Source organism: Nocardia niigatensis NBRC 100131, assembly GCF_000308655.1.
Lineage (GTDB): Bacteria > Actinomycetota > Actinomycetes > Mycobacteriales > Mycobacteriaceae > Nocardia > Nocardia niigatensis.
The window spans coordinates 1-12633 of sequence record NZ_BAGC01000003.1 but is presented as its reverse complement, the minus strand read 5'-3'; the positions used below and the strand labels follow the sequence as shown (position 1 = coordinate 12633).

Genomic DNA, 12633 nt, shown 5'->3' with positions numbered 1-12633 from the left:
CCGTACCGGTCGGTGCACGCTAGGTTTTCGAAGGTGGCAGTGAGTCTGTTGGGGAAGGCCGGCCGCGCACCGGCCGCACAGGAATCAGGTTTCGCCGCGCATCGAGCCGGAGTCGATCGCCTCCTGGCCTCGTACCGCGCCATCCCGCCGGATGCCAACATCCGGCTGGCCAAGAAAACGTCCAACCTCTTCCGGGCCCGGGCGCGCAGCACCGCACCCGGCCTCGACGTCTCCGGATTGACGCAGGTCATCACGGTGGACCCGGGGGCCCGCACCGCCGACGTGGCCGGCATGACCACCTACGAGGACCTGGTCGCCACCACCCTGCCCTACGGGCTCGCCCCGTTCGTGGTGCCGCAGCTGAAGACCATCACCCTGGGCGGCGCGGTCACCGGACTGGGCATCGAGTCCACCTCGTTCCGTAACGGGCTCCCGCACGAATCCGTGCTCGAGATCGACGTGCTGACCGGCGCCGGTGAGATCATCACCGCCACCCGGGACGGCGCGCACGCGGATCTCTTCCGCGGATTCCCGAATTCCTACGGCACGCTGGGGTACTCGACCAGACTGAAGATAGAACTCGAGCCGGTGCGGCCGTACGTGGAGGTCCGGCACGTCCGGTTCCACGATCTGCGCGCGCTGGAGGCGACGATGGCACAGATCATCGCGGACCGCTCCTACGACGGCGAACCGGTGGACTACCTCGACGGCGTGGTGTTCACCGCCGACGAGAGCTACCTGATCCTGGGCCGCCAGACCGACGAGCCCGGACCGGTCAGCGACTACACCGGCATGGACATCTACTACCGGTCCATTCAGCACGATTCGGCGCGGCCCAAGCGCGATCGGCTGACCATCCACGACTACCTGTGGCGCTGGGACACCGACTGGTTCTGGTGCTCACGGGCATTCGGGGCGCAGAACCCGAAGATCCGGCGCTTCTGGCCCCAGCAGTACCGGCGCTCCAGCTTCTACTGGAAGCTCATCGCGCTGGATCACAAGTACGCGATCGGCGACAGGATCGAGGCGCGGCACGGGAATCCGCCGCGTGAGCGCGTGGTGCAGGATATCGAGGTGCCCATCGAGCACACCGCGGACTTCGTGGAATGGTTCCTCCGCGAAATCCCGATCGAGCCGATCTGGTTGTGCCCCTTGCGATTGCGCGACACCGAGGGTGAACGCCCTTGGCCGCTCTATCCGCTCGAGCCCGGCCGCGACTACGTCAATGTCGGTTTCTGGTCGGCCGTGCCGACGGTGCCGGGACAGCCCGACGGCGCCGCCAACCGCGCCATCGAGCGCAAGGTGTCCGAACTGGACGGTCACAAATCGCTGTATTCGGACGCCTTCTACGACCAGGATGAATTCGCCGGCCTCTACTACGGCGGCGATACGTACTCCACTCTGAAGAAACGCTACGACCCGGATTCTCGTCTACTGGATCTGTATTCGAAGGCGGTGCAACGCAAGTGACCACATACAAGGATCGTTCCGACGTATTCGCCGAGCTCGGAACCAAACTCAGCATTGCAGAGATCTTCGAGACCCTCGTCGACGGCCCCGTCCCGATCCGCCTGACCTGTTACGACGGCAGCAGCGCCGGGCCCGAGGACTCCGAATTCGGCCTGGAGATCACCACCCCGCGCGGCGTCAACTACATCGCCACCGCGCCCGGCGATCTCGGCATGGCCCGCGCCTACATCTCGGGCGACCTGATCGCCCACGGCGTCGAACCCGGCGACCCCTACGCACTGCTGAAGGCCATCGCGGGCATGAAGTTCCGCCGCCCCACCGCCCTGCAGCTGGTGGTCATCGCCCGCTCGCTGGGCTGGGAACTGCTCAAGCCGGTGCCCCCGCCGCCCCAGGAGACCCTGCCGCGCTGGCGGCGCATCGCACTGGAAGGCCTGCGGCACAGCAAGACTCGCGACGCCGAGGCCATCCACCACCACTACGACGTCTCCAATGCGTTCTACGAGTACGTGCTGGGCCCGTCCATGACCTACACCTGCGCGACCTACGAGGACCCGGCCTGGACGCTGGAACAGGCCCAGGAGAACAAGTACCGCCTGGTCTTCGAAAAGCTGAACCTGAAGCCCGGCGACCGGCTGCTCGACATCGGCTGCGGCTGGGGCGGCATGGCGCGCTACGCCGCCGCGCGGGGTGTGCGGGTCATCGGCGCCACCCTGTCGGCCGAGCAGGCCGAGTGGGCACAGGCCAAGATCGCCGAGGACGGCCTGTCCGACCTCGCCGAGGTGCGCCACAGCGACTACCGCGACGTCCGCGAGGGCGACTTCGACGCGGTGTCCTCCATCGGGCTCACCGAGCACATCGGCGTGCACAACTACCCGGCCTACTTCGAATTCATCAAGTCGAAGCTGAGGGTCGGCGGCCTGTTCCTGAACCACTCCATCACCCGGCCGGACAACACCCGCACCACCAAGGCGGGCGACTTCATCGACCGCTACGTCTTCCCCGACGGCGAACTGGCCGGCTCCGGCCGCATCATCTCCGAGGTCCAGAACGTGGGCCTCGAGGTGCTGCACGAGGAGAACCTGCGCCGGCACTACGCCCTCACCCTCGCCGAATGGTGCGACAACCTGGTGAAGAACTGGGACGCCGCGGTGACCGAGGTCGGCGAGGGCACCGCCAAGGTGTGGGGTCTGTACATGGCGGGCTGTCAGCTCGGCTTCGAGCGCAATGTGGTGCAGCTGCACCAGATCCTGGGCGTCAAGCTCGGCGCGGACCAGGCCTGGACCGTGCCGCTGCGCCCCTGGTGGAAGGCATAACAACTCTCGTAGCGCAGGTGGGCGTGCGGTTCGGCCGCACGCCCACTCTCGGCTACGACGACAATCCCGGCACGGGAAGACCCAGGCGCGCGGTCATCCACGGGAACGACGAGGTGAAGGCCGCCGCCGCGAACTGCCAGGTATGCCCGCCCTCGGTGGTGTGCACCGTGCAGTCGATATCGACCTGCTGCCCCTGGGCGCAGAGCGCCTCGGCCGCGCCGACCTCGCCGGTATCGAAGACGCCGTCCTTGCCGCCCATGCCGACCTTGCTCTCGTCGATGGGCTGCTGCAGGTAGGCCTTCACCTTGGGGTCGGAGGCCATCCGCTTCTGCCACGCGGGCGGCGTCAGATCGTCGAACAGGCCGACCGTGTCGGCGTACGGGCCGTGCTTCTGCATGACCGTCATGGGATCGAAGGCCGCCCAGGCCTGCTCGTCGCCGCCGAAGAGCCGCTTGACGGTCTGCTCCTTGGTGCCCGCGGCCGGACCGATATCGCCCGCGATGTCCACGAAGGTGCCGAACAGTTCCGGATGCATGGTCGCCAGATCCACCGCACAGGTGCCGCCCATGGACCATCCGACGATGCCCCACTTCGCGGGGTCCGCGGAGGCGCCGAACGTCGATTCCACATATCCGGGAACATCATTGGTGAGGTGGTCGGCGGCGTCACCGCGTGGGCCGTTCACGCACTCGGTGTCGTTGTTGAAGCTGCCGCCGGAATCGACGAACACCAGGATCGGCGTCCGACCGTTGTTGGACTTCGCGAAATCGTCCACGCCGCCCATGATCTGACCGCTGCGCACCCAGTCCGCGGGCGTATTGAACTCGCCGCCGATCATCATGACCGTCGGCAGCGCGGGCGGCTCGTCGCCCCGGAACCAGGCCGGCGGCAGGTACACGTATTCGGTGCGGTGATTGAAATGGCTGCCCGATTCCGGAATGTCCACCGGCACGATCCGCCCGGCGCCCACATTCGTGTTCCGCAGCGACGCCAGCGCATCCAGGCTGGTCTGGTGCGGCAGCGGTTCCGCGGTCAGGGCGGCCCAGGCCGCGTTCGCGGTCGGGTAGTAGCCCACCCATTGATTCAGCACGACACCCACGTTGAGCAGCGCCGCCGGCACCGCCAGCACCGCCACGATCCGCTGCCACCAGCCGCCGGTCCGGATGCCGACCACCGCGGCCGCCAGCGCCGCGCCCGCCAGGCCGATCGCGACCCACAGCAGTGCCGGCGCCGGATCCGAGGCCAGCCCCTCGTCATTGGTGTAAATCCACGACGCCCACACCACGCCGAGCGCGAACGCCACACTGGCCGGCACCCACAGCAGCCACCACCGGCGGGTGGCCCGCGCGAACGCCACCACCAGCAGCAAGACCGCGACGAAGGTGATCACCTGGGGCAGCCAGCCGTGCAGCAGCGAAACCCCGTGGTGGAACCCGCCGCCGAACCCGGACTGGGTCTGTGCGGGCAACTGCGGCGCCGGCGGCACGGCGGGCGGTGATTGCAGCATCGGCGTCACAGGCACGTCGGCGATTCTCGACACGATTCCTCGAGAAACCCTGTGAATAGGCTGGATGAAGCCTGGATGCCCGCGATCCGCCGTTCAGAGCAGGGAATCCAGAAATCGGCGCGGCAGGTCCGGCGTCTCGGTATCGGCGCCCAGCGGCATCTCGTGGCGCATGGTCCGCAGAATGTTCACCACTCCGGGCCCCGCATCGAGCAGCGGCCGGGACCAGCCCAGCCCGGCGCAGCGGATCACCACCGGCGTCAGCACCGCGATGGACTCCCCGAGCCACCCGGAGACCGACAGGCATTCGGCCAGCAGCAGCGCCGCGTCGAGTTCGGCCCGCGGCCGATGTTGTTCGCGGATGCGCGAATACAGGGCGCGGGCGTGCTTGACCGCGGTGTCGTCGGTGCCGAGCGGGGCCAGGTCGTCGGTGGCCCGGTCCTCGCCGCGATAGTGCCGGGCCAGCAGCGCCCGGATGGTCGCGATCTCCTCGGCCTCGGCGGCCAGCGCCGCCGCACCGGTGGCGTGCCGCAGCTGGCGAATCGAAGGATCGGTGACCAGGCCCGCGGTCAGCGCGTCGGCGGGCAGGCCCAGCCGCAGCCGCTCGGCCCCGACCTGGGCGGTCAGCCGGGTGAGCCGGCGGTCGGCGGCGATGCGCGCGCCCTCGTCCAGGCGCGCCGCGGCGGTCTCCAGGTCGCCGCGGACCGCCTTCACCCGGGCGCCGCTCACGAAGATGGTGACCAGGAAGTCCACCGGACCGACCCGCGCGGTCAGTTCGTGACTCTGATCCAGCAGCCGCTCGGCACTGTCGAGATCACCGCGCCGGTAGGCCACCTCACCCAGCAGCGCGGCCGCGACCCGCGTCGAATCCGAGCGGGACCCCGCGCGATCGCGGGCGGTCTGCCAGGCATGTTCGAAACAGCGGGTGGCGGTGTCGATATCGAGCTGCTCGTAGGCGATGGCGCCCTGCGCGCACCGCCCGAACACCTCCCCCAGCGGATCGGCCGACCGCGCGTGATAGGGCGCGGCCCACTCCTGCATGTCCCGCGCGCCGTCGAAGTCGAAGTCGCACAGGCGCACGAAGGAGGCCAGATTCGCGGCCGTCGACACCGTCCACGCCGGGAGTTCGTCGGCCAGCTTCAGGCATTCGGTGATCTTGTCGAGCACGCCCTCGGTGCGGTCGCGGGCCACCTGGTCGGCGGCCGCCAGCACCGCCGCCTGACAGCGCTGGTTCACCGTCTCGGCATCGTCGGCACCGCCGCGCGCCAGCATGTTCGACAACCGGCCCAGCGTGGTGCGGGCCGCACCGGACTGCTGCAGGTTCACATTCGCGCGGGCCAGCGCCATCAGCAGCTTGGAGCGCGAAGTCACCTGCTGCACCGGCAGTTTCGACACCATGCCGAACAGGGTCGCCAGCCGGGAACTGTCGATCAGGTCCATGCCGCCCTTCTCGACCAGGTCGAGCGCGTACTTCAGATCGGTGGCGGCCAGCGCGTGATCGACCGACTGCTTGATCAGATTGTGCTCGGCGAACCAGCGAGAGGCCTTGCCGTGCAACTTCTTCAGCTGCCCGGGCTGGGCCCGGTCCAGGCGGGCGCGCAAGTGCTCGGCCACCATCGGCTGCATCCGGTACCAGCTCGGATCGTCGGCGACGCGGTGCACGAACAGTTCTCGCCGCTCGGCCTGATCCAGCAGATCGGCGGCGTCCTTCGCACCGGACAGCGCCTCGGCCAGCGAGGCGTTCACACGTTCGGGAACCGCTATGGCGGTGAGGAATTCGAGCATGCGCGGCTCGATGGCGCCGAGCACGTCCTCGGCGAGATATTCGCGAATCGCCTGGTTGTCGCCGGAGAGTCCGGTGATCAGCCGGTCCACGTCGTGATCGGCCGAGCGCAGCGACAGCCCCGCCAGCTGGATCGCGGCGGGCCAGCCGTCGGTGGCGGTGTGGATCTGCTCCACCTGCTTGTCGCTCAGCTCCAGCCCCAGGTGCTCGACCAGGATCTGCCGGGTCTCCGCCGCGGTGAGCCGCAGCTGGCCGGATCCGATCTCCACCAGTTCGTCGGCCACCTGCAGGCGGCTCAGCGGCAGCCCGGTCCGCTCCCGGCTGGTGATGACGAAACGCAGGTCGTGCGAACAGTTGTCGAGCAGCGACTCCATCACCCGCTGCGCCCCCGCGTCGGTGATCCGGTGCCAGTCGTCCACCACCACGACCACCGGGCTGCCGCTCGCGTGCACCTCGTCGATCAGCGCCGACACCGCGTACGGCACCGCCTCGGCGGGCCGCTCCTCCAGCAGCTGCTCGAGTCCCGCGCCGATCTCCGGCCGCACCTTGCGGATGGCGGCGATGATGTGGGCCAGCAGCCACACCTCGTTGTCGTCGTCACGGTCGATGCCGATCCAGGCCACCGTCACCCCGCGATCGGTGAGCTCGGCGCACCACTGCGCGGCGAGCGTGCTCTTGCCGAATCCGGCCGGGGCGTGGATCATCGCCAGCCGGCGGCGACCGCCGGCACGCAGCGGTTCCAGCAGCCGGGGACGCGGAATCGGCTCGCGCGGCGGGGTCGGGGGCAGGAATTTCGTTGTGGCCGTGGGCGGCAGCGTATTGCCGACGACCCCGGCAGCGCCGGATCCGAAGACGGCGCTGGGGTTGCCCTGCGGGCGCAGCGTCAGCGAGCGGGTGGGCGGAACGGCGATCACGGTGTGTGAGCGCCGGCGCGAATGCGTCCCGGTGACAGCGGAATCCGCGCCGTCGGCGCCGGTCCCGGCCCCGTCGATCAGCGCCATCTCGTCCGGGGTCTGTCCGTGCTCGCCCTGCACGGTGCGCAGCAGCTCGCCGAATTCCACGGCGCTACCGGGCCTTTCGCGCGGCTCCGGCGACATGGCGGCCTCGATGGCCGCGGCCACGTCGGCCGGGATCTCGAGCTCCCGCAGATCCGGCACCGGCTGGCTGGTGATGCGCAGGAACTGCGCCACGATCTTCTCCCCGGCCCGCCGTTCGAAGGCGGCGTGACCGGTCAGCAGCGCGAAGAGGGTGGAACCGAGCCCGTACACATCCGAGCGCACGGTCGGCTCGTCGCCCTTGAGCACCTCGGGCGCGGTGAACGCGGGCGAACCGGTGATCAGACTGGTCGAGGTGCGGAAACCCCCTGGGATGCGGGCGATTCCGAAGTCGGTGAGCTGCGGCTCCCCGTACCGGCTCAGCAGCACATTGGCCGGCTTCACATCCCGGTGCAGCACCTCGGCCCGGTGCGCGGTCTCGATGGCCCCCGCCAGTTTCACCCCGACCCGCAGCGAATCCGTCCAGGACAGCGGCCCGCTGTCGCGCACCACCTGCTCCAGGGAACCGCGGGTGGCGTAGGGCATCACGATGAACGGCTGCCCGCTGGGCGTCACGTCCACCTGCAGAATGTCGACGATGTTCGGATGCCCGGACAGCCGGCCCATGGCGTGTTCCTCACGCAGGAACCGCTCCCGGCTCTCGTCGTCGATCTCGGTGGACAGCACCTTGACCGCCACCACCCGGTCCAGGGCGCGCTGCGCACAGCGATACACCACCCCGAAACCGCCCCGCCCGATCTCCTTCGCGTCGAACAGGCCCATGGCCTCGAGCTCGTCGTCGATGGTCACGGGAAGGTAGGACTGCGTGGAGTTTTCGGGAGGGGTCTGCTCACTCCGCGAGCCGCCCGGGCGCGCCTGTGGATTCATCTGGATCTGCCTCCGGTGTTCTCACGCGCAACTTCCAACGTAGCGCGGACCGCACGGGCGTGTGCCCCTTTCACCCAGCTGTGGCGTCCGGGCCGATCCTCGCCCCGTACCTGTAAAACAACCGGCCCGGGTCGCGTATTCGCGACCCGGGCCGGGTATTTCAGCGCTGGAGCGCCGGTACTACTTGCGCAGCGAAGCCGGAACCTCGAAGCGGCTGCCGAACTTGGCGGCCAGCTCGTCGGCGCGGGCCACGAAGGCTTCCTGTCCACCCGGGTAGCCCACGATGAACTGGTGGGTGCCACCGGTCCAGGCCGGGAAGCCGATACCGAAGATCGAGCCGATGTTGGCGTCGGCGGTCGAGGTCAGCACGTTCTCGTCGAAGCACTTCTGGGTCTCGATGGCCTCGGCGAACAGCATGCGGTCCTTGAGGTCCTGCAGGGTGACACCCTCGGGGAGCGCGGTCGAGGTCTTGAAGGTGGAGCGCAGCTCCGACCACAGACCGGTGGCCTTGCCGTCGACGTAGTCGTAGAAGCCCGCGCCGCCGGCCTTGCCCTTGCGGTCGAACTCGCCCACCATCTTGTCGAGGATCTGCGCGGTCGCGCCCGAGGCGGCGTCGATCTCGCCGCCGGCGGCGGTGATCGCCTCGGCGGTCTCCTTGTAGATCTTCTGCATGGTGGTGAAGTTCAGCTCGTCCGACAGCTTCAGCGGCGCCGCCGGGTAGCCCGCCTGCAGACCGGCCTGCTCGATGGTCTGCGGGTCGATGCCCTCACCGAGCATCATGATGGCCTCGTTGATGAACTTGCCGATGACGCGCGAGGTGTAGAAGCCGCGCGAGTCGTTCACCACGATCGGGGTCTTGCGGATCGCGAGGGTGTAGTCGTACACCCGGGCCAGTGCCTCGTCGGAGGTCTTCTCGCCCTTGATGATCTCGACCAGCGGCATCTTGTCGACCGGCGAGAAGAAGTGGATGCCGATGAAGTCCTCGGCCCGCTTCACGCCGTTGGCCAGCAGGGTGATCGGCAGGGTCGAGGTGTTGGAGCCGAGCAGCGCGTCGGCGTCCACGATGTCCTCGATCTCCTGGAAGACCTTGGCCTTCAGATCGGGGTTCTCGAACACGGCCTCGATGACGAAGTCGACACCGGCGAAGTCGGCCGCGTCGGCGGTCGGCTTGATGCGGTCGAGCAGGGTCTTGGACTTCTCCTCGGTGGTCTTGCCACGGGAGAGGGCCTTCTCCTCGAGCTTGACCGAGTAGTCCTTGCCCTTGTTGGCGGCCTCGATGGTGACGTCCTTGAGGACGACGTCGATGCCGGCCTTGGCGGTGACGTACGCGATGCCCGCGCCCATCATGCCCGCGCCGATCACGCCGACCTTCTTGATCTCACGCTTCGGCACGTCCTTCGGACGCGAACCGCCGTTGTTGATGTGCTGCAGGTCGAAGAAGAACGCCTGGATCATGTTCTTGGCGACCGGGCCGGTCAGCAGGGACACGAAGTAGCGCGACTCGATCAGCGAGGCGTTGTCGAAGTCGACCTGGGCGCCCTCGACCGCGGCGGCCATGATGGCCTGCGGGGCCGGCATGTTCTGGCCCTTGAGCTGCTTGCGCAGGTTGGCCGGGAAGGCCGGGAGGTTGGCGGCCAGCGCCGGGCTGGACGGAGTGCCGCCCGGGATCTTGTAGCCCTTGACGTCCCACGGCTGCACGCCGCCCTCGGGGTTGGCCTTGATCCACGCCTTGGCGGCCGGGACCAGTTCCTCGACGGAGGCGACGGTCTCGTGGATGAGGCCGGTGGCCTTGGCCTTCTGCGCGGTGAACTTCTGGCCCTGCAGCAGCACGCCCATCAGGCCGTTCGCGATGCCGAGCATGCGGGTGATGCGGGTGACGCCGCCACCGGCGGGGAGCAGGCCGAGCGAGACCTCGGGCAGACCCAGCTGCACGGCCTTGATGTCAGCCGCGATGCGGTGGTGGGTGGCCAGGGTGATCTCCAGGCCGCCGCCCAGGGCAGCGCCGTTGATGGCCGAAACCACCGGCTTGCCAAGGGTTTCCAGGCGACGCAGGTCGTCCTTGATGAAGGTCAGCTCTTCCATGATGGCCGCGGCGTCCGCCGGGGTGGTCTGCATCATGTTCTTGAGGTCACCGCCGGCGAAGAAGGTCTTCTTCGCGGAGGTGATGACGACACCGGTGATGTCGTCCTTCTCGGCGACCAGGCGGTCCACGGTGGCCCGCATGGAGTCCTTGTAGAGCTGGTTCATGGTGTTGGCGCCCTGGTTCGGGTCGTCCATGGTCAGCACGACGATGCCGTCGGCGTCCTTTTCCCAGCCGATCATGTTCTCGGTCATAGTTTTTCGTGTCTCCCTTGAGAAAAGTCGGTGGGCGTCAGACGCGCTCGATGATGGTGGCGACACCCATACCGCCGCCGATGCACAGGGTCAGCAGGGCGTAGCGGCCGTTGCGGCGCTCCAGCTCGTCGACCATGGTGCCGAGGATCATGGCGCCGGTGGCGCCCAGCGGGTGGCCCATGGCGATGGCGCCGCCGTTGACGTTGAGCTTCTCGTCCGGGATCTGCAGGTCCTTCTGGAACTTCAGGACGACCGAGGCGAAGGCCTCGTTGATCTCGTAGAGATCGATGTCCTCCGGCTTCAGGCCGGCCTGCGCCAGGGCCTTGAGCGAGGCCGGAGTCGGACCGGTCAGCATGATGGTGGCGTCCGCGCCGGAGGTGGCGGCGGCGACGATGCGGGCGCGCGGCTTCAGGCCCGACGCCTGGCCGGCGGCCTCGTTGCCGATCAGCACCATGGCGGCGCCGTCGACGATGCCGGAAGAGTTACCGCCGGTGTGGATGTGGTCGATCTTCTCGACGTAGGTGTAGCGCTGCATGGCGACGGCGTCGAAGCCACCCATCTCGCCGATGCCCGCGAAGGCAGGCTTCAGCTTGCCGAGGTCGGCGGCGGTGGTGCCGCGGCGCATGTGCTCGTCGTTGTCCAGGACGGTCAGGCCGTTGATGTCCTTGACCGGGACGACCGAGCGGGCGAAGTAGCCGTTGTCCCAGGCCTTGGCGGACAGCTCCTGCGAGCGGACGGCGTAGGCGTCCACGTCGTCACGGGTGAAGCCCTCGATGGTGGCGATGAGGTCGGCCGAGATGCCCTGCGGCACAATGTAAGCGTCGTAGCTGGTCTTCGGGTCCATGAACATGGCGCCGCCGTCGGAGCCCATCGGCACGCGGGACATGGACTCGACGCCACCGGCGATCACCAGGTCGTCGAAGCCCGCGCGGATGCGCGCGCCCGCGAGGTTCACGGCCTCGAGGCCGGAGGAGCAGAAGCGGTTCAGCTGCACGCCGCCGACGGTGTCGGGCATGCCCGCGGTCAGCACGGTGGTGCGGGCGATGTCCGCGCCCTGGTCACCGACCGGCGAGACGCAACCCAGGATGATGTCCGAGATGCGATCCTCGTCCAGGTTCGGGAACCGGTTCCGCAGCTCCTGGACCAGACCGGTGGTCAGGTCGATCGGCTTGACCGAGTGCAGTGCACCGCCGCGGTTCTTGCCGCGCGGGGTGCGGATGGCCTCGTAAATGTAGGCCTCTGTGGTCATATCGGAGTTTTCCTCTCTTGGGTGCGCCGTCACCGCGTTGTGCGGGCAGTGCCATGGCCATAACCTCGCCGACCGGCCTTACGACCGACCGCCTGACGGTGTACAAACATCGTCACGAGCAGGTTTCTTGACGCTCCAGTAACCCGTACGCCTGGGCATACCTTAGAACCTCGCGAAACCGATACTCACGGCCACCCGATCATAGTACCGAACTATGCGAACTCCGGTTAACTTAAGTCGGCCCCCAGGGGAACTGTCAACCCTCGAGAGGTGTGGCCCCCAACTCCGACCGCAGCAGCGCAAGGGCCACCTCATCCGGGTCGCGGCGCTCCTCCGGAGGCACCGGCTTCGCCGACTCCTCCAGCATCTCCCGCTCCTCCTCCGGCGTAGTAGCAGGTGGGACGCCGTCATAACCTACCGGCGAGTAGTCCCCGGGCCCGGGATCATCCGGAAGGTCGGGCCCGTCAGGCAGCGGAATATCGTCGTCGGGCGGCGCGAAACGGGCACTGTCCGCATCGAACGGATCCCCGCCCGCAGGACCCGGGTCCGCGGGCGCCGGAGCGGTCGGCGCGGCGGGTGTGGGGGCGCTCCCCCAGCCGCTCGCCGCCGCGGGCTCGGCGACCGGCGCCGCCGCGGCCTTGGCCTGACTCGGCCGTGAGAACTTCTGCGCGGCCTTCTTCGGCGCGGGCTGACCACTCGCCGGGCCACGGGTCGCCGCCGCCTTGGCCGGCGCTCCGCCACCGGCGGCCGGTCCCCCGACCTCCCACCGCACGTCGTGATCCCGGCCCAGCACGGCCCGGACCGCCGACCGCACCGCGTCCAGGTTCTGCGGCTGCGACAACCGCTGCGCCAGCGGCGCGTGCAGATGCGCGAAGACGATCGTCTCCCCCTCGACCCGGGCCACACTGGCCCCGGTCAGCAAGGCCTGCACCGCCGCACCGAAATCACGCACCTTGGCGCGGATATCGGCCCACGCCGCCTCGATCTCCTGCAGCACGGCATCGCCGACGGGCACGGCCGCCACCGGAGCCGCGGCCTCGACCGGTTCGGCCGCGGCC

General features: G+C 68.7%; 6 protein-coding genes and 1 pseudogene. 2 read left to right on the top strand and 5 right to left on the bottom strand.

The genetic code is table 11. The annotated features are described in order from the left end of the window. Window positions 1-39 precede the first annotated feature (39 nt). Window positions 40-1470: an FAD-binding oxidoreductase gene (locus tag ON33_RS01540; RefSeq protein ID WP_051151528.1), complete on the top strand. Its 1431-nt coding sequence runs from the start codon at window positions 40-42 to the stop codon at window positions 1468-1470. Then, window positions 1467-2783, top strand: coding sequence for a class I SAM-dependent methyltransferase (locus ON33_RS01535; protein ID WP_040854029.1), 1317 nt, complete (start codon window positions 1467-1469; stop codon window positions 2781-2783). The genes ON33_RS01540 and ON33_RS01535 overlap by 4 nt, the downstream gene beginning before the upstream one ends. Before the next feature lie 52 nt (window positions 2784-2835). Here the strand turns inward: ON33_RS01535 and ON33_RS01530 are convergent, their stop codons facing one another. The 5 genes and pseudogenes from ON33_RS01530 to ON33_RS01510 all read right to left on the bottom strand — a co-directional run. Beyond that, window positions 2836-4290, bottom strand: a complete 1455-nt coding sequence (locus ON33_RS01530) for an alpha/beta hydrolase (RefSeq protein WP_083868521.1) — start codon at window positions 4288-4290, stop codon at window positions 2836-2838. A 93-nt stretch (window positions 4291-4383) separates the two neighbouring features. Continuing rightward, entirely contained in the window at window positions 4384-7914 is a 3531-nt protein-coding gene (locus ON33_RS01525; protein WP_245550256.1) for a serine/threonine-protein kinase, read from the bottom strand. Window positions 7915-8172: 258 nt separating this feature from the next. Continuing rightward, complete coding sequence (locus ON33_RS01520) at window positions 8173-10326, bottom strand: 3-hydroxyacyl-CoA dehydrogenase NAD-binding domain-containing protein (protein WP_040854025.1); 2154 nt, start codon at window positions 10324-10326, stop codon at window positions 8173-8175. A gap of 37 nt (window positions 10327-10363) precedes the next feature. Further along, window positions 10364-11575: an acetyl-CoA C-acetyltransferase gene (locus ON33_RS01515; protein WP_040854022.1), complete on the bottom strand. Its 1212-nt coding sequence runs from the start codon at window positions 11573-11575 to the stop codon at window positions 10364-10366. Between the two features lie 256 nt (window positions 11576-11831). Beyond that, window positions 11832-12633 (bottom strand): annotated as a pseudogene (locus tag ON33_RS01510) (hypothetical protein); the annotation flags it as partial.

Excerpts from the sequence above, each read along its gene's own strand:
- ON33_RS01530 (WP_083868521.1), bottom strand. The coding sequence starts at position 4,290 with ATGCTGCAATCACCGCCCGCCGTGCCGCCGGCGCCGCAGTTGCCCGCA.
- ON33_RS01520 (WP_040854025.1), bottom strand. The coding sequence starts at position 10,326 with ATGACCGAGAACATGATCGGCTGGGAAAAGGACGCCGACGGCATCGTC.
- ON33_RS01515 (WP_040854022.1), bottom strand. The coding sequence starts at position 11,575 with ATGACCACAGAGGCCTACATTTACGAGGCCATCCGCACCCCGCGCGGC.